Genomic DNA, 19,447 nt, shown 5'->3' with positions numbered 1-19,447 from the left:
GGATTGCGTTTACGTCTGATCGCCGTCGGTTCGAAGATGCCTCGCTGGGTCGAGGAGGGCTGGCACGAGTACGTCAAGCGTCTGCCCTCTGAACTCGCACTCGAGCTTGTTGAAATTCCCCTGAGCACCCGCGGTAAGAACGCTGACGTGGCCCGGCTGATTCGTCAGGAGGGCGAGGCGATGCTCGGCAAAGTGCAGGCAGGTGAACGCATCGTGACCCTCGAAGTGAACGGTCGTCCATGGAGCACGGAACAGCTCGCCGCTGAGTTGGATCGCTGGCGGCTGGATGCGCGCACCGTCAACCTTATGGTCGGTGGTCCCGAGGGACTGGCGCCGGAGGTATGCGCGCGTAGCGAGCAGCGGTGGTCTTTGTCGCCGCTGACACTGCCTCATCCGCTGGTTAGGGTACTTATCGGTGAGCAGATCTACCGCGCCTGGACCGTGCTGTCCGGCCACCCCTACCACAAGTAAACCGTCGTCCGATGCCGCAGCCCATACGCCTGAAAGATCACGAGAAAGACGCCCGCGTCGTTAGAAACCGGGTGTTGGTGGGCGCTGTCGGAATTCTCGCGCTGACCCTGGTGCTGTTCGCGCGGATGTATTACTTGCAGGTCATCCAGTACGACTATCACTCGACGCTTTCCGAGAACAACCGCGTCCACGTTCAGCCGATTCCGCCCAATCGCGGGCTCATCTACGATCGGAACGGGGTGATCATCGCCGACAACAGACCCAGCTTCAGTCTGACGTTGACCCGTGAGCGTGCTGGAGATTGGGAGACGGTGCTCGATACCGTGGTCGAGGTGCTGGCATTGACGCCGGAGGACCGGGAGCTATTCGAGAAGCGGCTTCGCCAAGGCCGTCGGCCGTTCGAGCCGGTCCCGATCTACTTCGAACTGTCCGAAGAGCAGATCGCCCGAATCGCTGTGAATCAGTTCCGCCTACCGGGCGTCGATGTCGCGGCGCAACTGGTTCGGCATTACCCCTTGCGTGAGCATTTTGCCCACTCCGTCGGCTATGTCGGGCGCATCAACGAGCAAGAGCTCAAGACCCTCGATCCCGTCAATTACAGCGGTACGCACCACATTGGCAAAACCGGAATCGAACGCTTCTACGAGGACGAGCTCCACGGTGAAGTGGGTTACGAAGAAGTGGAAACCAATGCGCGTGGACGCGTGCTGCGCGTCCTGAATCGGACCGACCCGAAGCCTGGCAAGGATTTGCAGCTGACCCTCGATACCCAATTACAGGAAGCAGCGGAGCAAGCACTGGGTGGACGCCGAGGCGCGATCGTCGCGCTGGAGCCGTCCACTGGAGAGGTCTTGGCGATGGTCAGCCAGCCCAGTTTCGACCCCAACCCGTTCGTGACCGGTATCAGCTTCAAAGCGTATGCAGAGCTGCGCGATTCGATCGACCGTCCGCTCTACAACCGAGTATTACGCGGTCTTTATCCGCCGGGCTCGACGATCAAACCGGTCGTAGCAGTCGCAGGCTTGGATGCGGGCGTGGTGACGCCGTCGACGCGCGTATTCGATCCCGGCTTCTACCAACTGCCGAACTACGACCACAAGTACCGCAACTGGAATCGCAGCGGCGACGGCTGGGTCGATCTGCGGCTGGCGATCGCCCGCTCGAACGACACGTATTTTTACGATCTGGCGCACAAGATGGGCATCGATCGCCTGCATGATTACATGACGCGTTTTGGCCTCGGGCAGCGGGTGTCGCTGGACATGTATGAAGAGACTGCAGGGTTGATGCCTTCTCGCGACTGGAAGCGTGGCCGCTATAAGCAGGCGTGGTTCCCCGGTGAGACCATCATTCTGGGTATTGGGCAGGGCTACATGCAGGTGACGCCACTGCAGTTGGCACAGGCCACCAGCCTGGTCGCGACCCATGGCAAATGGATACGCCCACACCTGGCCAAATCGTTGGATAACGAGCCGCCGGTGGATCCAGACCCCATTCCCGATATCAAACTGCGCGACGACCGTTTCTGGGACTACGCGCGCCAGGGAATGGAAGAGGTCATGCACGGTGAGCGCGGTACGGCACGTAAGGTCGGTAACTCGGCCGTCTATCGTATTGCGGGTAAGAGTGGCACGGCTCAGGTCGTTGCGATTCGACAGGGCGAACGTTACAACAGCGCAGCCTTGGCTGAACGGCACCGTGACCATGCGTTGTTCGTTGCATTTGCGCCGGCGGACGATCCGAAGATCGTCGTCGCGGCCATGGTCGAGAATGGTGAGTCTGGTTCGGGGGTCGCCGCACCTGTGGTCAAACAGGTAATCGATGCCTGGTTGCTTGGCGAAGATGGGCAACTCAAACCTGAATTCCGTCCGGCATTGCCTATGGCAGAACAGAAGAGCGATCGGCCGCATGAGTAGTTTCGACAGGACGATTTCCACCGAGGATGTACTCAAGCGCCGGTCATCGCTGCTGCAGCGCATGCACATCGATGGTTGGCTCCTGCTCATCCTTCTGTTGCTCGGCGTGGGCAGTCTATTCGTTCTCTATTCCGCCAGTGGGCGCCATTGGGATCTTTTGGCCAAGCAGGCGTCGTCGTTCGGAATTGGCGTTGTCGCAATGATCGTGATCGCGCAATTCGAGCCTCGTTTCATGGCGCGCTGGGTGCCCTTGGCCTATGTCATCGGGGTGAGCTTGTTGCTGGTGGTCGAGGTCATGGGCCATACCGCAATGGGGGCCACACGCTGGATCAATATTCCGGGTGTGATTCGCTTCCAGCCATCCGAACTCATGAAGATCATCATGCCGGCGACCATTGCCTGGTACCTGTCCCGGCATAACTTGCCTCCGCGGCTCAAGCACGTGGTGATTAGCCTGGCATTGATCGTGGTGCCGTTCGCGCTGATCGCCAAACAACCGGACCTGGGGACTTCGCTGCTGATCCTTGCGTCCGGCGCCTTCGTTATTTTTATCGCCGGTTTGCCTTGGCGTTGGATGCTGGGTGCGATTGCAGCGAGCGTACCGGTCGCGGTGGGCATGTGGTATTTCATCCTGCACGATTATCAGAAACGCCGCGTCCACACCTTTCTGGACCCTGAAAGCGATCCCCTTGGCAGCGGCTGGAACATCATCCAATCGAAGGCCGCGATCGGGTCGGGTGGGGTGTTCGGCAAAGGGTGGTTGCTGGGCACCCAGTCGCACCTGGATTTTTTGCCCGAAAGCCATACGGACTTTATCATCGCCGTTTTAAGCGAAGAGCTTGGGCTCGTAGGCGTGAGCCTATTGCTGCTGGTCTACCTGTTGCTCATTGCGCGAGGCCTGGTGATTACCGTCCAGGCTCAGACATTGTTCGGCAAACTATTGGCCGGCGGCTTGACCATGACGTTCTTCGTCTACGTCTTCATCAATATAGGCATGGTCAGCGGGCTGCTGCCGGTCGTAGGTGTGCCGTTGCCCTTCATCAGCTATGGCGGGACGCATATGGTCACGCTGCTGTCGTCGTTCGGGATTCTGATGGCGATTCAGACGCACAGAAAATGGATTGCACAGGCTTGAGAAAAGTGGATTCGATGCGATTACTAAGTCACCGTGTATCTCGAGCACTCGTTGGAATGGGATTGGTGTTGTCGTTGCAGACCCCTGTGTGGGCCAAGGATTACGACAATGCTCCGCAGGTTCGCGCGCTCATTGAGGATCTGTCTCAGCACTATGGGTTCGCCGAAGAGCAGCTGACTGCGCTCTTCAGCGACGTTCAACGAAAACAGGCGATTCTCGACGCGATTTCACGCCCGGCCGAGCGCGTACGGCCATGGAAGGAATATCAGCCGATCTTTGTGACCGAATCACGCATTGCCCAAGGCGTGGATTTCTGGCGACAGCATGAGGCGGCGCTCAAACGCGCTGAGGCCGAATACGGCGTTCCGGCCCAGATCATCGTTGCCATCATCGGCGTCGAGACGTTCTATGGGCGAAATACTGGCAGCTACCGCGTGCTCGATGCGCTGTCCACGTTGTGTTTCGACTATCCGCCGCGCGCGCAGTTTTTCTGCCAGCAGTTGCGCGAGTACCTCATGCTCGCGCGCGAGCAGCAAGTCGATGCGTTGAGCCTGAAAGGGTCTTACGCCGGGGCAATGGGGTTGCCGCAGTTCATGCCTGGCAGCTTCCGCGCCTATGCCGTGGATTTCGATGGCGATGGCCATATTAATATCTGGAGCGATCCAACCGATGCCATCGGTAGCGTCGCCAGCTACTTCAAAGCGCATGGCTGGCAACCGGGCGCCCCGGTCGTGAGCCGCGCCCGAGTCAATGGGACGCGCGTCGATGAGGGGGTGAGCCCGGGCATAGACGCCAGTACGACCCTCGCGGAACTTGCCTCGCTGGGTTGGAGCGCCACTGATGACATCGAGCCTGAATTGCCGCTCACCGCGTTTCGCCTGGAAGGCGCAAATGGCCCGGAGTACTGGCTAGGCCAGCCGAATTTCTACACTATTACGCGCTATAACCGCAGCACGATGTACGCCATGGCGGTCTATGAGCTTTCCCAAAAACTGCTTGAAGCACGAGGCAAGCAATGATGCGCACCGTTTTCTTCCGTCTCGTCGCACTCGGTGCCGCCGGGCTACTGGTCGCGAGCTGTTCCAGCCAGCGCTCGTCCTCCCTACCCAGTACGGGCGGGGTTGCCTCCTCCGGCGCGGGCGACTACTCGCGTCCGCACAAGGACGGCGCGCCTTGGTGGGATGTCGATGTATCCAAGGTCCAGGATGCCGTGCCGATGCCGCACTACGGGGCTTACAAAGCGAACCCGTACACTGTCCTTGGTAAGACCTACTACCCGATCGCGGACTCCCGCAATTACCGTGCGACCGGCACCGCCTCCTGGTACGGCACCAAGTTTCATGGGCAGGCGACCGCTAATGGCGAAACCTACGACCTATACGGCATGACTGCTGCCCATAAGACCTTGCCACTGCCGAGCTACGTCAGGGTCACCAATCTGGATAACGGTCGTAGTGTCATGCTCCGGGTTAACGATCGCGGTCCGTTCTATTCCGATCGCGTGATCGACTTGTCCTTCGCAGCTGCGAAAAAACTCGGCTATGCGGAAACCGGTACGGCACGCGTCACAGTCGAGGGGATCGACCCGGTGGAGTGGTGGGCCAAGCAGGGTCGCCCGGTCCCGGCGAACGACAAGGGATTGGCCATGGCGGCGCCAGCCGTTGCCACGAACCAGACCGTCGAAAATTATACGCCGCCGCCTCAACAGCACGCCGCGCCCGTCCAGCCCGCACAGGTTGCAGTTCAATCGGCAGCCGCTGGCGCCGTATCGGGTCTTTACGTCCAGGTGGGCGCGTTCGCTAACCCGGACGCAGCGGAGCTGCTCAAGGATAAGTTGAGCCAGACGACCCAGGCCCCTGTCTTCATCGATTCGGTCATACGCAACCAGCAGACATTGCACCGTGTACGCCTGGGACCATTGCCGTCCCAAGACGAAGCGCGCCAGTTACAGGATAGTCTTCGGTTGGCCAATCTTGGACAACCGACCTTGGTCAAGCCGGACTGACCGCCCTAAGCCCGCTCCAGCCACCATGGTGCGACGGGTCGATTCACCAAGCGTTCGATCACTAGCCTTCAACCAGAGAAACGGATGAAAATCACCAGCTTTGCCAAACGCCTCTTTCTGACATTTGCGCTTTGCGTCCTGCCGGCTGGCTGGGCTGCCGCCCAGATGGTCCCGTCGCCGCCGCAGCTCGCTGCCAAGTCCTATCTGCTGATGGACGCAGCGAGTGGCAACGTCCTGATCGATAACACTGCGGACGAGCGCCTTCCCCCTGCCAGTCTGACCAAGCTCATGACGGCCTACATCGCGACCCTCGAGATCAACCGTGGTCAGATCAAAGAGTCGGACATGGTGCGCGTCAGCGAGAAAGCCTGGCGTATGGGCGGCTCGAAAATGTTCATCGAGGTCGGCAATGAAGTCTCGGTCAGCGACCTGCTGCACGGGATCATCATCCAGTCCGGTAACGACGCCAGCGTTGCGCTCGCCGAGCACATTGCGGGCAGCGAAGATGCATTCGCTGACATGATGAACACCACCGCGCAACGCCTGGGCATGAAGAACACCCACTTCATGAACGCTACGGGCTGGCCTGATCCGAACCACTATTCTTCCGCGCACGACATGGCGATCCTCGCTCGGGCGATCATTAATGAAGATGCGGCCCACTACGCGATCTACAAGCAGAAAGAGTTCTTCTGGAACAACATCAAGCAACCGAACCGTAATCTGTTGCTATGGCGCGACAACACGGTAGATGGCCTTAAAACTGGCCACACGGAAGAAGCCGGCTATTGCCTGGTAGCGTCCGCCGTGCGCGATGGCCAGCGTCTCATCGCTGTCGTCTTCGGGACCAGCAGCGAGCAGGCGCGTGCCGCTGAGACGCAGAAGCTGCTCACGTATGGCTTCCGCTTCTTCGAGACCCGTACCTTCTATCAAAAGGGCACCGAGCTGACGCAGGCTCGTGTCTGGAAGGGTGCTGTGCCGCAAGTGAAAGCTGGCCTTGCGCAAGACCTGACCATGACGTTGCCGAAAGGCACCGCGGAAAAGCTTGCGGCGACCATGACGGTGAACCCTGACCTCATCGCGCCCATCGAGCAGGGCGCCGTGATCGGCAAGGTCGAAGTCAAGAATGGCGAGCAAGTCGTGCATACAGCGGACCTGGTGGCTCTTGAGCCGGTCGAGGAAGGTGGTTTCTTCCGCCGTATTTGGGACAGCTTGCGCCTGTTCATCTACGGCTTGTTCAACTGACCCGACACTCACCCACAGACGCTCTCGAACCGAGAGCGTCTTGTTTCGGACAGGCCAAAAGCCTGCGGTAAGCTCATGACCGATACCGACGTTCAACCACCCAAAATTGAATTTCCCTGCGCCAACTACCCGATCAAAGTGATCGGCGAGGCTGGAGACGGCTTCGCCCAATTGGTGATCGAGGTGTTGCAGCGACACGCGCCAGACCTCGACCCAGGCACGTTGGTTACCCGTGACAGTCGTAACGGGCGCTTCCTGTCCGTTCAGGTGCTGATCACTGCAACGGGTGTCGAACAATTGCAGGCGATCCACGTCGATCTGCGCGCTACTGGCCGTGTGCATATGGTGCTCTAGTGAGCAACGACCTCATCGTGCGTTACCTAGGGCTGGTGGAATACCTGCCCACGCTGGAAGCGATGCGCACGTTTACGGCGACACGTGGCGCGAGTGACGCTGACGAAATCTGGCTGTTGCACCACCCTAGCGTCTTCACTCAAGGCCAAGCGGGCAAAGCCGAGCATCTGTTGGCGCCGGGCGATATTCCGGTGATTCAGGTGGAGCGGGGCGGTCAGGTGACCTACCACGGTCCTGGCCAGCTCGTGGCCTACATCATGCTTGATTTGCGTCGGCGTGATTTAGGGGTACGTGAGCTCGTCACGGCGATGGAGCAGAGCTTGGTCGATGTACTGGCGACGTATGGTGTCAAGGCAGCGCCGAAGGCCGATGCGCCAGGTGTTTACGTCAACGGCGAGAAAATCGCCTCGCTGGGATTGCGCGTGCGTCGTGGCTGTTCTTTCCACGGGCTCGCGCTCAACGTCGACATGGATATGTCACCCTTCTGGCGCATCAATCCGTGCGGATACGCGGGTTTGAAGATGGTGCAGCTCAGTGATCTGCTCGATACCAAGCCCAATTTGGATGAAGTCGCGCATCGCCTCGAAATGGCGCTACGTGAGCAATTGGGTTATTCGGCGTAGGCGCTCGAACTGCAAGCGTCGCGGGCATCGCCTGTGCCACCGCATTGTGTCGATCTCGAATTCGAATGGCTGCTCGATACTCGTAGGGCGGGTGAAACCCGCGGCTTTTCGAGGTGAACTGCGCGGGTTGCACCCGCCGTACGGGCCGTATCGCGGGCATGGCCCGCTCCCACAATGGCCCGCTACAAGTGTTACCACACGTCTTACGACGCTTGCGGGTAGCCGCGATCAGTTCAGGCTGAGTGTCGGGATCAGGTTCGTATCGACCTGCTGGCCGGGTACGGGAACGGGAGCCGCGAGGCCTAAGTTGTTTTTCTCGAATACACGGTCGGCGCGGTAGCTAGAGCGTACCAAGGGGCCGGCTGCGACTTCCATGAAGCCCTTTTCGAGACCGATTTCGCGGAAACGGTTGAATTCTTCCGGGCTGACCCAGCGCTTGACCGGCAGGTGATTACGCGTCGGTTGCAGGTACTGGCCAAGGGTCAGGATGTCGACGCCGATGGCGCGCAGGTCGTCCATGGCTTCGAGCACTTCTTCGTCGGTTTCGCCCAGGCCGAGCATCAAGCTCGTCTTGGTGATCACCTGTGGACGGTGACGTTTGGCGTGTTCTAGTACATGCAGCGTTTTCTCGTACCCGGCACGAGGATCGCGTACGACATGCGTCAGACGCTTCACGGTCTCGACGTTCTGGGCAAACACTTCCAGGCCGGAATCCACGACGCGCTCGATGGCTTCGAGGTCGCCGTCGAAATCAGGTGTCAGGGCTTCAACCACAACCTGGGGTGTCCGCTGCTTGATCGCCTGCACGCACGCGGCGTAATGGCCCGCACCGCCATCGTCCAGGTCATCTCTGTCCACGGAGGTCAGCACGATATAGCGAAGCGCCATGAGCTCGACGGATTTAGCCGTGTTCTGAGGTTCTTCAAGGTCCAGCCAACCATTGGGGTTACCCGTGTCTACCGCGCAGAACCGGCAGGCGCGCGTGCAGACGGAGCCCATCAGCATGATGGTAGCAGTGCCGTTGGACCAGCATTCGCCCATGTTCGGGCAATGGGACTCTTGGCATACCGTGCTTAACCGGTGCTCGCCCACATTGCGCTTTACTGCTTCGAAACGATCGCCCGTGGGGGCTTTTACCCGCAGCCAGTTGGGTTTTGGCTCGAACACCTGTGGCTGCGCTGAAGCACGGCGCTTCTGGCCGTCCTTGATTGCAGTTATACCTTGAGGTGTACGGAATTTTTCGCCGCTGGAAACGGGCTTGGGCGAGACGGTATCGGACATCGAATTTCGGCTCCGGTGGGGGCTTCGTTAGCGGGGAGCATGTGTCGGCGTGAAGTGTAACACAGCCGATATTCGCGGGTGTTTGGCGAGAAAGCTGTGGCAGCCTACGCAAGGATTGGGACCCTCCGTAGGGTGGATGGCCGAAGCCATCCACGTGTGCCTTCCCGTCCTACAGCACGCGCCGATAAGGCATTGCCGCTATCCACCCTGCGGCGAGCCGTGACCGGTGCTCACGAGGCGTCGTGAACGGACGGTTCAGAGCGCGAAACGCTTTCCCGTCAGATGCAGACAGAGCTGTGACAGGCCGGTCCATGGCGAGCCGGCAGCCTGGCCTTTGATCTGTGCATCGATCTCTTGCGCGTGCATCAGCAACTGTTGCCAGCGCATCGCGCCATGGCGTTGTAGTGCTTTGCTCATCAAGGGGCGTCGTTTGTCCCACACTGGTGGGCGCATTTGCGAAAACGCGCGTTCCAGCGGAATACCTTGCGCATGCAGTTGAGCAAGATTGGCAAGCGTTCGCAGCTCGCGAGCCAACGCCCACAGGATGACCGGTGGCTCGACCCCTTCGCCACGCAGCCCTTCGAGCATTCTCAACGCATGTGTCGCGTCGCCCTCGAGGGTAGCGTCTATGAGACCGAATACATCAAAGCGCGCGCTGTCGCCGACCGCCGCTTGCACGGTATCGACATCGATCTGTCCATCGTTCGCCAGCAGCTTGAGCTTTTCGATCTCCTGCGCAGCCGCGAGCAGGTTGCCTTCAACGCGGGCCGCCATCATCTCTAGCGCCTCGGGCGTCGCGGAAAGGCCTGCCTGCGATAGTCGCTGGCGTATCCATTGAGGTAGCTGATGGCTGTCCACCGGCCAAATCTGGATGAACTGCGTAGACGGGCTATCAATGAGCGCCTTTGCCCATTTGGTTTTTTGGGCGCTGCCGTCGAGCTTGGGCAGATTGATCAGGAGCAAGGTGTCTTCGGCTGGCCGCGCAAGGTACTCCAGCAAGGCGGCCGCGCCCTTATCGCCGGGCTTGCCGGACGGGATACGCAACTCGATGACACGCTTTTCAGCGAACAACGATAGGCTCGCGCCCGCTTCGAGTAGCTGTGTCCAGTCGAAGCCGGTCTCGGCATTGAACACCTGCCGCTCGGTGAAGCCTTGCGCGCGCGTCGCCGCCCGTATGGCATCGCTGGTTTCCTGGCACAGCAGCGGTTCGTCTCCCGTCACGACATAAACAGGGGCGAGCGTGCCTTGCAAGTGTTTAGCAACCTGGTTGGCGTTCAATTTCATGGGTGTGTTCCGGAGCGAATGGATCGCTCGAAGGCGTGCCGAGATTTAGACTGGCAGCGGTCCAAATCTCGGCAACCTCTAGGTCGTCACTGCGCGCGCGACGGTAGCTCGATGGGCGACTGCATCGGGCGATTGGCTTCTTCTTGTGCCCGGCGAAGGGCTTCTTGTTCCTGGCGACGTTTGGCTTCCGCCGTCTCTTCGAGCTTCGCCAGCTTAGCGGAATCGAGCGACTGCAGACGCAGCATGAGTTGCTGGAGCAAATCACGGCGCATTTCTTCGCCGAGTTTTACCGATTCCTGTTCGTAGCCGATCGGATTGTTACCGTCGTAAACGTAGACACGCTGAACTTCCAGACGGTTGTTCAATAGTGGATAGTCGCCTACGCCGCGAATCTGATATTCCAACGTTTTGGTCAGTTCGTTTTCTGCGCTACGTGAGCCGCCACTGTAACTCGCGGTCCGTGTCGTATCGCGTTCGTCGGCGATATACAACGTGTATTCGGCACCGCTGTGAACGTTCACGCCAGCGCCTTCGAGCATATCTTTCAGATCATTTACGGTCGCACCGTAAGAATCGCGCGCTTGTACGTCGAGTTCGTTCAACGCTATGCCGTCGACGCCCGTTCCACGAAGGTGAAATCCGCACGCAGTCAACAGCAGCGTTGCCCCAACGATCAGCAGTTTCCGTTTCATCATGTTCTATCCTCTTGTCCGCGCCGCCGTGGCGGCGCGTCCTTTAGCTTAGTTGGCGACGATGTTGACGAGTTTGCCGGGTACCACGATGACCTTGCGAATGGTCAGCCCATCGGTGAAACGCAGCACGTTCTCGTTGGCCCGGGCTTCCGTTTCCACCTGCTCGCGGGTAGCACTGGCGGGGACTTCGATCTGGCCGCGCAGCTTACCATTCACCTGGATGACCAGTGTGAGGCTGTCTTGCTGCAGTGCTTTTTCGTCGACCTTTGGCCAGGCGGCGTCGATCACGTCTCCCGACTTGCCCAACGCGTGCCAGAGTGCGTGGCAGATGTGCGGGGCAATCGGCGCGAGCAGCAGCGATACGCTTTCCAGTCCCTCTTGCAGCAGGGCGCGATCCTGCGTCTCGGTCTGCGGCAGTTTCTCCAGCGCATTCATTACCGTCATGACCTGTGCGATGGCGGTGTTGAATTTGTGGTGCTGGCCGATATCCGAACTCGCCTGCCTGATCGCCAGGTGGATCGTGCGGCGTACGTCCTTTTGCGCGTCAGTCAGGCTCGACAGATCGAGCGCGCCGACCGGGCCGGCGGAGACATGAGCTTGCGCCAAACGCCATACACGGCGCAGGAAGCGGCTGGCACCTTCGACGCCGGCGTCAGACCATTCCAGGCTCATGTCCGGTGGCGAGGCGAACATCATGAAAAGGCGGCAGGTATCCGCACCGTAGGCATCGATCATCGCTTGCGGATCGACGCCGTTGTTCTTCGATTTCGACATCTTCTCGACGCCGCCGATTTCCACCGGCAGGCCGTCGCTTTTGAGTTTGGCGCCGATGACCTTGGCCTTGGCGTCACGCTCGACTTCGACGTCGGCAGGGTTGAACCAATCTTTCCCGCCATTTTCCGCGATGCGGTAATAGGTTTCCGCGACGACCATGCCTTGGGTCAGCAGGTTCTTGAACGGCTCGTCGTTGGAGACCAGGCCCTCGTCACGCATTAGCTTGTGGAAGAACCGCGCGTAGAGCAGGTGCAGGATCGCGTGCTCGATACCGCCGATGTACTGGTCGGCAGGCAGCCAGTGATTGGCCGCAGCAGGGTCGACCATGCCCTTGTCGTAATTTGGCGAGGTATAGCGCGCGGCATACCAGGACGACTCCACGAACGTATCCATAGTGTCGGTTTCGCGCTTCGCCGGTGCGCCACATTTCGGGCAGCTGCACTCGTAGAATTCGGGCATTTTCGCCAGCGGAGAACCAGCGCCATCCGGTACGACGTCTTCTGGCAGGACCACAGGCAACTGGTCTTCCGGAACGGGCACGTCACCGCAGCTATCGCAGTGGACGATCGGAATCGGGCAGCCCCAGTAACGCTGGCGGCTGATGCCCCAATCGCGCAGGCGGAACTGCGTGCGGGATTGGCCCAGTTCCTTCTTGCGCAGCGCGACTTCGATCGTATCGAACGCGCCGTCGAAATCGAGACCGTCGAATTCACCGGAATTGATCAGCTGACCATGTTCGCCGTAAGCCGCCTGCCACGGCTCAGGCGTTTCATCGCCCGCGCTGGTGCGCACCACCGGCTTGATCGGCAGATCGTATTTGATGGCGAACGCGTAATCGCGCTCGTCGTGGGCAGGTACGGCCATGACCGCGCCGTCGCCGTAGTGCATCAGTACATAGTTGGCGACCCAGACTGGCAGCAGCTCGCCCGTAAGCGGATGCTGGACCTTCAGTGAGGTCGGCATGCCTTTCTTTTCTTGCGTGGCGATGTCCGCCTCGGCGACACCGCCGCGCTTGCACTCATCGATGAACGCTTGCAGGTCGGCGTCGTTTTGCGCCGCCTGGGTCGCTAGAGGATGTTCGGCGGCAACGGCTACATAGGTCGCGCCCATTAGCGTGTCCGGGCGGGTGGTGAAGACGTTTAGTACGCCTTCGTGGCCGATGCTCGCGGTGTCATACGGGAAGCGGACTTCCATGCCACGGGACTTGCCGATCCAGTTGCGCTGCATGGTCTTGACCTGTTCGGGCCAGCCCGGCAAATCATCCAGAGAGCTCAGCAGCTCTTCCGCATAGTCGGTGATCCGGAAGTAGTACATCGGGATCTCGCGCTTCTCGATGAGCGCGCCCGAGCGCCAGCCGCGACCGTCGATGACCTGCTCGTTGGCGAGTACGGTCTGGTCGATCGGATCCCAGTTGACGGTGCCGTTCTTGCGATAGATCACGCCCTTCTCGAACAGACGCGTGAACAGCCACTGTTCCCATCGGTAGTAATCGGGTTTGCAGGTCGTCAGCTCGCGAGACCAGTCGATCGCAAGGCCGAGGCTCTTGAGCTGGGCCTTCATGTACGCGATGTTTTCGTAGGTCCACTTGGCGGGCGCGACTTTGTTTTTCATTGCCGCGTTTTCCGCTGGCATGCCGAACGCGTCCCAACCCATGGGTTGCATCACGTTCTTGCCTTGCATGCGTTGGTATCGTGCGATCACGTCGCCGATGGTGTAATTACGCACGTGCCCCATGTGCAGTTTGCCGCTGGGATAGGGGAACATCGACAGGCAGTAATAGGGGTCCTTGTCGGACTCTTCGGTGACGACGAAAGCGTTTCGTGCGTTCCAATGAGCTTGTGCGGCGGCTTCGATTTCGCTTGGCTGATACTGTTCGTGCATGTTGGCGGGCGCTTGCAATGGGGCTCTACGAATAAGCGCCGTAGCATACATGACCCCCGCCAATCGAGGGAAACGCAGATTGGTGAAAGCGGGCGGCGCCGTTTGTCGTCGTATCACTTGGCGGCGTGCGAGAGGCTACTAAGATCAAAGAAACGATCAGGGGTCCCACCGTTTCGTTCACGCAAGGTAGCGTGGCGAAATGCCGACTTCGTTTTGGAGGAATCAACGATGGTGCAAGCAGATCAACCGGAGGGCGAGCAGAGACCGTATGAGCGGTTACTGCGCGAACTCACTCGCGCAATGGAGAAGGTGGAGCTCGCCGCGGCGCTGGGGCAGGACGCGCCGGAGGAGCTCGAGATCAAAGGGTTACAGGCAAGCGACGTCTCGTTGATCGAGGCCTATCTCTCCGGCGAGCGTCACTGGTTGAGCGATTGGCTGGACACCGTCGCCGAAAAACCGAGTCATGCCAGCGAGAGCGGCGGCGGTCCGAATATCCATGCGCTGGACTGCGCAATTTGCGGCCACACGATCGTGTGCGCGGCCGGTCATAACAGACAACCGTGCCCCAGTTGTGGATCGCGACTTTTCCTGGTCACCAAGCCGCAATAGACTCGAACGCCTCTAAGGAGGCGTCCATGCCCATTCGCTATTTTTTCAAGCAACTGCTCCTTCCGCCTGGCCTGTTCATCGTCTTGATCGTACTTGCGTGGTGGTTGAGGGCGAGGCGGCCTCGCCTAGCCATCTTCTTTCTTGTCGCAGGCGTAGGTGGATTGTGGGCGATGAGTTCACCCGCCATCGTCGAGAGAACCGCGCGGTTGATTGAGACGGAGCCCGTGTTGCCGCAAGACCAATGGACGACACTGCAGGATGATGCGGATGCGATCGTCATTCTCGGTGCGGGCCGGGAGCGGGGTGATCCTGCCTACGGCGAAGATCAGCCCAGCCTGCTGGCTGCGCAGCGCATCAGCTACGCCGCTGCATTGGCGAAAGCATCGGGTTTGCCCATCCTTGCAACAGGGGGCTTGCATTACGGCTCGCCGCCGAGCGAAGCAGCGATGGCGGCGAAGATGCTGTCTGAGCAGTTCGGCGTTCAGGTGCGCTGGCAGGAGACTGAAAGCCGGACGACCTGGGAGAACGCGCAATACACGACGAATATTCTGAGGTCGGAAAACAAGCGGCGTGTCGTATTGGTCACACAGGCATGGCACATGGCGCGTGCCCGTTGGTGCTTCGAGCAATTTGGGTTCGAGGTCGTGACGGCGCCGATGGGCTTTCTGAGTGCGCCGGCGGACGTTCCGTTGGCGGGCTGGCTGCCCGAAGCGAAGGCGTTCTGGCAAAGTAGTTTGCTGTTGAATGAAGCGGTGGGGCGAATGATCTACCCGTTTGCTTACCAGGGCACGCCGTGGCCTTGAGATATCGCGTCTCTGTGCGCCGATGCGATACGCGTGGATAAGGCGTTGCCGTTATCCACGCTACGGTGAGCCAGCCTGTGTTTTTCCTGTGAACGTTTTGCGACGTCCGTCGCGCGTATAGCGGGATTGGCGCGCAACGCGTTTCGTAGGGTGAAATCCCGCAGGGCTTCCACCGTTTACTGCGAACTGCGGCAAACCGACTCGTAGGGTGGATGGCCGAAGCCATCCGCGTGTACGTCTACGCAAGGCTCATGAAGACGGGAGACCGCCCGTTACAGCTTGCGCGAACGTCGTCTCGCCACGATCGCAAACGCGAGGATCGCGACGCACAGTACTGCCAGCGGCCAAATGCGCCATTTGAGATAGGGCGTCAGGCCCTGCATCGGCGTGACGCTCCCGCGCAGAACGCCTTTGCGGAACTGCGGCAACTCCAGTTTGACTTGTCCATCCGGTGCGATCAGGGCGGTGACGCCATTGTTGGTGGCGCGGATCATCCAGCGGCCTGCTTCGAGCGCCCGCATTTGGGCCATCTGCAGATGCTGTAATGGGCCGATGGAGTGACCGAACCAAGTGTCGTTGCTGACGGTGAGCAGCAGTTCGCTCTGTGCTGCCAAATCTGCCGCAAACTCGGGGTAGACCACTTCATAGCAAATGAACGGGGCAATCCGGTAGCTCCGCGCCAGTAACGGTGGCTGGTCCGCAGGACCACGGGCGAAATCCGACATGGGCAGGTCGAAGAACGCGATCAACCCACGGAGCACCTCTTGCAGAGGGACGTATTCGCCGAAGGGGACGAGTTTTTGCTTCAGGTAAGTGCCTTCACCCTGGCCGACGACCGTGATGCCGTTGTAGTAACGCAGGTCGCCGTTGCCGTTTGGCTCACGCAAGGGTAGGCCCGTGATCAATGCGGCCTGGTGATCTCCGGCAAAACGGGCCATGTCAGCAAGATAGCCGGCGGCCATTTCCTTGAGGACTGGAACGGCTGTTTCAGGCCAGACGACAAGATCGGCATCGCCAATGTGTTCGACGGTCAAATCGCGATACAGCGCGAGCTGAGCGTTGAGCTGGGCAGGATTCCACTTCAGTTCCTGAGCGACGTTGCCCTGAATCAGAAGCGTCTTGAGCGGAGCGCCGGCTGGGCTGGTCCAGGCGTGGCCCTTGAGCCATTGCCCGGCAATCCACGGCGCGGCGATAAGCAGAAGTGCGGTAAGAAGAGCGGCGGGACGCACCGAAAGGGCTTTGAGCCGGCTCAGGAGCGCAGCCGTGAGAACGACCACGAAGCTCAGTAGCCAGACACCTCCCAGCGGCGCCAATCCGGCCAGTGGAGCAGAAAGCTGGCTATAGCCCGCGTACAACCAGGGGAAACCGGTGAGAAACCAGCCGCGGAACAGTTCCTGCGCGATCCATAGGGCCGCGAAGGCGAGCGCATCGCTGAGCGGGGCATCGGTACGGCGAAAAACTTTGACCCAAAGCCAGGCGAACAGCCCGAAGAAAAATGCTAGCCCGGCGACGAGTCCTATAGTCAGCAAGCCTGCCAAGGGTGCAGGGGCGCTGCCGTAGTCGTGAATGCTGACGTAGACCCAACTCGTTCCCGCGATGAACATGCCGAAGCCGTAGCACCATCCCCGCCAAAGCGCAGCGTGGGAAGAGAGGCGCGAGAGTCCGTGGTACAGCAGGGCAACACCCAACAGCAGAACGGGCCAAAGCCCGAACGGTGCGAATGCGAGTGGCGTGAGCAAGCCTGCCAGCAATGCAATCAGGTTTCCCGGCCATCCGGTGCGGGCGATCAACGACATGGCAATCCTTTCGTATGGCAGGCTCTAAATGAACGCCTGTTCGACGTTCACCTAGAACGAAGCGTTAGCTTCTTGAGCGGGGTGTTAACGGCCAAAGTGGTTATCGAGACAGTGGCGTCAAACGCAACAGGTGTAAGCGACGGCTGTCGGCATTCAGCACGCGAAAGCGAAAGTCTCCGACCTCGATTACCTCGTTACGCTTGGGCAGGTGACCAAACTCGGCCATCACTAAGCCGCCTACCGTATCGAACGCTTCTTCGGAAAATTCGGTATCGAAAAATTCGTTGAAAGCATCGACGGGCGTCAGCGCCTTGACGATGAAATCGCCGCTGGGCAGGGCTTTGATGAAGCTGTTGTCGCCATCGACGTCGTGTTCGTCTTCGATATCGCCAACGATCTGTTCCAGTACGTCTTCGATGGTTACGAGGCCCGCGACGCCGCCGTATTCATCGATGACGATGGCCATGTGGCTGCGATTGGCGCGGAATTCGCGAAGCAGCACATTAAGGCGTTTTGACTCGGGAACGAAGGTGGCTGGCCGCATCATTTCATCGATGTCGAACGGCTTCGCACCCTCGAGCAACAACGGTAGAAGGTCCTTCGCCAGAAGAATGCCCTTGACCTCGTCGAGGCTCTCGCCAATCACGGGATAGCGCGAATGCGCGGCTTCAATGGCGGCAGGCAGGAATTCCTGCGGCGTTTGGTGTGCTTTGATGATCATCATCTGCGAGCGCGGCACCATGATGTCGCGTACTTGCAGGTCGGCGACCTGGATGGCGCCTTCCACGATCGCCAAAGCTTCGCTATCGAGCAGCTTGTTTTCGTGGGCCTCGCGCAGGTGTTCCAGGAGTTCCTGGCGGTTCTTGGGTTCATGGGCAAAGGCCTGGATGATGCGTTCCATCCAGGACCTGTGCCCATTGCTTGATCGATCTTCGCTCATGTGTGTTCGTGCTCAGAGGCGTCTTCGAGATAGGGGTCGGGGTAGCCGAGTTCGGCCAGCAACGCCCGTTCCAGTGATTCCATTTCTTCGGCTTCTTCGTCTTCTATGTGGTCGTAACCCAGAAGGTGTAAGCAGCCGTGAATGACCAGGTGGGCCCAGTGTGCGTCCGCTGTCTTGTCTTGCTCGAGTGCTTCGCGCAAGACGACGGGCGCGCAGATCACAAGATCCCCAAGCAGCGGAATGTCCAGTAATTCATCCGGCACATCGGCGGGGAACGACAATACGTTGGTGGCGTAGTCCTTCTCGCGCCAGCGCAGGTTCAGCTCGCGGCCTTCCGGTTCGTCAACGATGCGAATGGTCAGCTCGGAATCGGCCGTGCGCTGCTGTAGCGCAACGCTGCACCAGCACCTGAAGTCCTCATCGCTCGGCAGGCTTTCCGCCTCACTGGCGATTTGCAGATCGAGCTCAAGCATCGTTGTCGATAGCGCCAGGGTTGTTGTCTGCAGGCGTGCTTTGGCTTGCCACTGGCCGATTGTCGAAGCGGTCGTACGCTTCCACAATACGCTGCACCAGCGGGTGTCGAACGACGTCCTTGGACTGGAAGTGCGTGAAGCCGATGCCGGGCACGTCACGCAGGACATCGATGACGTGCGTCAAGCCGGAGCGAGTGCCGCGGGGTAGGTCGATCTGCGTAATGTCACCGGTGATCACGGCCGTAGAGCCAAAGCCGATGCGGGTCAAAAACATTTTCATCTGCTCGACAGTCGTGTTCTGGCTCTCGTCGAGAATGATGAAGCTGTTGTTGAGGGTCCGCCCACGCATGTAGGCAAGTGGCGCCACTTCGATGACCTGCTTCTCGATAAGGCGGGCGACGTTTTCGAAGCCGAGCATCTCGTAGAGGGCGTCATAGAGCGGGCGCAGATAGGGGTCGATCTTTTGTGCCAGGTCGCCGGGCAAAAAGCCGAGTTTTTCACCCGCTTCGACGGCCGGACGGACCAGCAGGATGCGGCGGATCTGCTCGCGCTCCAGGGCGTCAACGGCGCAAGCGACAGCGAGGTACGTCTTGCCAGTCCCGGCAGGGCCAATACCGAAATTGATATCGTGGTCCAGGATCGACTTCACGTAGCGCTGTTGGTTGGCACCGCGAGGTTTGATCATGCCCTTACGGGTTCGGAGCGCAACGTTGTGATCGGTCGGAGATGGATTGACGAGTTCTTCCATGCCCGATTCCTGTAAGAACAGGTGCACGGTGTCCGGGGACAGTTCGGAGGCTGCGCTTTCGCGGTAGAGGCGGCGGAGCAGTTGCTCGGCCGCTTTAGCCTTGTCGCTCGCGCCGATGAGTTCGAACTGGTTGCCGCGATTGCGAATCTCCAGACCTAGCCGGCCTTCGATCAGGCGGATGTTCTCGTCGAACTGACCGCAGAGATTGGCGAAGCGGTTCGCTTCGAACGGTTCGAGGGTGAAACGGTGTGCTGTCGCGTCAGTATTCAAAATGGTCCGATAGCCGCCGAACGGCAGATTCGATGGGTGGAAGCATAACGCCGTGCTCGCTCTCGCGGAAGTCGACGTTAGGCCTATGCGTGTGGGTCCGGAATCAGGGCGCCAAATGCATGATGCACTGTAGCGAAACAAGCGATG

General features: G+C 59.7%; 18 protein-coding genes. 10 read left to right on the top strand and 8 right to left on the bottom strand.

What is annotated here, in order from left to right; genetic code table 11:
• Positions 1–3: 3 nt before the first annotated feature.
• The 8 genes from rlmH to lipB all read left to right on the top strand — a co-directional run bounded on the left by rlmH (position 4) and on the right by lipB (position 7,749).
• Positions 4–471, top strand: a complete 468-nt coding sequence (gene rlmH, locus IEY47_RS11905) for a 23S rRNA (pseudouridine(1915)-N(3))-methyltransferase RlmH (protein WP_188983466.1) — start codon at positions 4–6, stop codon at positions 469–471.
• Between the two features lie 11 nt (positions 472–482).
• Positions 483–2,387, top strand: a complete 1,905-nt coding sequence (mrdA, locus tag IEY47_RS11900; protein WP_188983465.1) for a penicillin-binding protein 2 — start codon at positions 483–485, stop codon at positions 2,385–2,387.
• On the top strand, positions 2,380–3,522 hold the full coding sequence (gene rodA, locus IEY47_RS11895; RefSeq protein ID WP_188983464.1) for a rod shape-determining protein RodA: 1,143 nt from the start codon (positions 2,380–2,382) through the stop codon (positions 3,520–3,522). Before mrdA ends, rodA begins: the two co-directional genes overlap by 8 nt.
• Before the next feature lie 56 nt (positions 3,523–3,578).
• Positions 3,579–4,541, top strand: coding sequence for a lytic murein transglycosylase B (mltB, locus tag IEY47_RS11890; protein ID WP_229779425.1), 963 nt, complete (start codon positions 3,579–3,581; stop codon positions 4,539–4,541).
• Positions 4,541–5,527, top strand: coding sequence for a septal ring lytic transglycosylase RlpA family protein (locus IEY47_RS11885; RefSeq protein ID WP_188983739.1), 987 nt, complete (start codon positions 4,541–4,543; stop codon positions 5,525–5,527). The genes mltB and IEY47_RS11885 overlap by 1 nt, the downstream gene beginning before the upstream one ends.
• Before the next feature lie 84 nt (positions 5,528–5,611).
• Positions 5,612–6,772: a D-alanyl-D-alanine carboxypeptidase family protein gene (locus IEY47_RS11880; protein WP_188983462.1), complete on the top strand. Its 1,161-nt coding sequence runs from the start codon at positions 5,612–5,614 to the stop codon at positions 6,770–6,772.
• Positions 6,773–6,847: 75 nt separating this feature from the next.
• Positions 6,848–7,126: a DUF493 domain-containing protein gene (locus IEY47_RS11875; protein WP_188983461.1), complete on the top strand. Its 279-nt coding sequence runs from the start codon at positions 6,848–6,850 to the stop codon at positions 7,124–7,126.
• Positions 7,126–7,749: a lipoyl(octanoyl) transferase LipB gene (lipB, locus tag IEY47_RS11870; RefSeq protein ID WP_188983460.1), complete on the top strand. Its 624-nt coding sequence runs from the start codon at positions 7,126–7,128 to the stop codon at positions 7,747–7,749. The genes IEY47_RS11875 and lipB overlap by 1 nt, the downstream gene beginning before the upstream one ends.
• Positions 7,750–7,977: 228 nt before the next feature.
• Here the strand turns inward: lipB and lipA are convergent, their stop codons facing one another.
• The 4 genes from lipA to leuS all read right to left on the bottom strand — a co-directional run bounded on the left by lipA (position 7,978) and on the right by leuS (position 13,661).
• Complete coding sequence (gene lipA, locus IEY47_RS11865) at positions 7,978–9,030, bottom strand: lipoyl synthase (RefSeq protein ID WP_188983459.1); 1,053 nt, start codon at positions 9,028–9,030, stop codon at positions 7,978–7,980.
• Between the two features lie 255 nt (positions 9,031–9,285).
• Entirely contained in the window at positions 9,286–10,314 is a 1,029-nt protein-coding gene (gene holA / locus IEY47_RS11860; protein WP_188983458.1) for a DNA polymerase III subunit delta, read from the bottom strand.
• Between the two features lie 86 nt (positions 10,315–10,400).
• Positions 10,401–11,009 (bottom strand): LPS-assembly lipoprotein LptE, encoded by a 609-nt coding sequence (locus IEY47_RS11855; protein WP_188983457.1) that lies wholly within the window; start codon positions 11,007–11,009, stop codon positions 10,401–10,403.
• Between the two features lie 45 nt (positions 11,010–11,054).
• Positions 11,055–13,661 carry a leucine--tRNA ligase gene (gene leuS, locus IEY47_RS11850; RefSeq protein WP_188983456.1) on the bottom strand — a complete coding sequence of 869 codons (2,607 nt, stop codon included), beginning with the start codon at positions 13,659–13,661 and terminating at the stop codon, positions 11,055–11,057.
• A gap of 228 nt (positions 13,662–13,889) precedes the next feature.
• On the opposite strand from leuS, the gene IEY47_RS11845 reads away from it, so the two are divergent.
• Together IEY47_RS11845 and IEY47_RS11840 are read left to right on the top strand one after the other, a co-directional pair.
• Positions 13,890–14,270 (top strand): hypothetical protein, encoded by a 381-nt coding sequence (locus tag IEY47_RS11845; protein ID WP_188983455.1) that lies wholly within the window; start codon positions 13,890–13,892, stop codon positions 14,268–14,270.
• A gap of 26 nt (positions 14,271–14,296) precedes the next feature.
• Entirely contained in the window at positions 14,297–15,073 is a 777-nt protein-coding gene (locus IEY47_RS11840) for a YdcF family protein (protein ID WP_188983454.1), read from the top strand.
• Between the two features lie 272 nt (positions 15,074–15,345).
• On the opposite strand, the gene lnt is transcribed toward IEY47_RS11840, so the two are convergent.
• The 4 genes from lnt to IEY47_RS11820 all read right to left on the bottom strand — a co-directional run bounded on the left by lnt (position 15,346) and on the right by IEY47_RS11820 (position 19,300).
• Positions 15,346–16,869 carry an apolipoprotein N-acyltransferase gene (gene lnt / locus IEY47_RS11835; protein ID WP_188983453.1) on the bottom strand — a complete coding sequence of 508 codons (1,524 nt, stop codon included), beginning with the start codon at positions 16,867–16,869 and terminating at the stop codon, positions 15,346–15,348.
• Positions 16,870–16,969: 100 nt separating this feature from the next.
• Positions 16,970–17,809, bottom strand: a complete 840-nt coding sequence (locus tag IEY47_RS11830; RefSeq protein WP_188983452.1) for a CorC family transporter — start codon at positions 17,807–17,809, stop codon at positions 16,970–16,972.
• Positions 17,806–18,282, bottom strand: coding sequence for an rRNA maturation RNase YbeY (ybeY, locus tag IEY47_RS11825; protein WP_188983451.1), 477 nt, complete (start codon positions 18,280–18,282; stop codon positions 17,806–17,808). Before ybeY ends, IEY47_RS11830 begins: the two co-directional genes overlap by 4 nt.
• On the bottom strand, positions 18,275–19,300 hold the full coding sequence (locus IEY47_RS11820; protein WP_188983450.1) for a PhoH family protein: 1,026 nt from the start codon (positions 19,298–19,300) through the stop codon (positions 18,275–18,277). Before IEY47_RS11820 ends, ybeY begins: the two co-directional genes overlap by 8 nt.
• Positions 19,301–19,447: the final 147 nt, after the last annotated feature.

This window comes from Pseudomonas matsuisoli, assembly GCF_014647635.1.
In the GTDB taxonomy this organism is placed as follows: Bacteria; Pseudomonadota; Gammaproteobacteria; order Pseudomonadales; family Pseudomonadaceae; genus Pseudomonas_P; species Pseudomonas_P matsuisoli.
This window is presented reverse-complemented; position numbering and strand designations above follow the sequence as displayed.

What these genes read in the sequence shown, in the direction of transcription:
- mrdA (WP_188983465.1), top strand. Translation starts at nt 483, where the DNA reads ATGCCGCAGCCCATACGCCTGAAAGATCACGAGAAAGACGCCCGCGTC.
- rodA (WP_188983464.1), top strand. Translation starts at nt 2,380, where the DNA reads ATGAGTAGTTTCGACAGGACGATTTCCACCGAGGATGTACTCAAGCGC.
- mltB (WP_229779425.1), top strand. Translation starts at nt 3,579, where the DNA reads ATGGGATTGGTGTTGTCGTTGCAGACCCCTGTGTGGGCCAAGGATTAC.
- IEY47_RS11885 (WP_188983739.1), top strand. Translation starts at nt 4,541, where the DNA reads ATGCGCACCGTTTTCTTCCGTCTCGTCGCACTCGGTGCCGCCGGGCTA.
- IEY47_RS11880 (WP_188983462.1), top strand. Translation starts at nt 5,612, where the DNA reads ATGAAAATCACCAGCTTTGCCAAACGCCTCTTTCTGACATTTGCGCTT.
- IEY47_RS11875 (WP_188983461.1), top strand. Translation starts at nt 6,848, where the DNA reads ATGACCGATACCGACGTTCAACCACCCAAAATTGAATTTCCCTGCGCC.
- lipA (WP_188983459.1), bottom strand. Translation starts at nt 9,030, where the DNA reads ATGTCCGATACCGTCTCGCCCAAGCCCGTTTCCAGCGGCGAAAAATTC.
- holA (WP_188983458.1), bottom strand. Translation starts at nt 10,314, where the DNA reads ATGAAATTGAACGCCAACCAGGTTGCTAAACACTTGCAAGGCACGCTC.
- IEY47_RS11855 (WP_188983457.1), bottom strand. Translation starts at nt 11,009, where the DNA reads ATGATGAAACGGAAACTGCTGATCGTTGGGGCAACGCTGCTGTTGACT.
- leuS (WP_188983456.1), bottom strand. Translation starts at nt 13,661, where the DNA reads ATGCACGAACAGTATCAGCCAAGCGAAATCGAAGCCGCCGCACAAGCT.
- IEY47_RS11845 (WP_188983455.1), top strand. Translation starts at nt 13,890, where the DNA reads ATGGTGCAAGCAGATCAACCGGAGGGCGAGCAGAGACCGTATGAGCGG.
- IEY47_RS11840 (WP_188983454.1), top strand. Translation starts at nt 14,297, where the DNA reads ATGCCCATTCGCTATTTTTTCAAGCAACTGCTCCTTCCGCCTGGCCTG.
- lnt (WP_188983453.1), bottom strand. Translation starts at nt 16,869, where the DNA reads ATGTCGTTGATCGCCCGCACCGGATGGCCGGGAAACCTGATTGCATTG.
- IEY47_RS11830 (WP_188983452.1), bottom strand. Translation starts at nt 17,809, where the DNA reads ATGAGCGAAGATCGATCAAGCAATGGGCACAGGTCCTGGATGGAACGC.
- ybeY (WP_188983451.1), bottom strand. Translation starts at nt 18,282, where the DNA reads ATGCTTGAGCTCGATCTGCAAATCGCCAGTGAGGCGGAAAGCCTGCCG.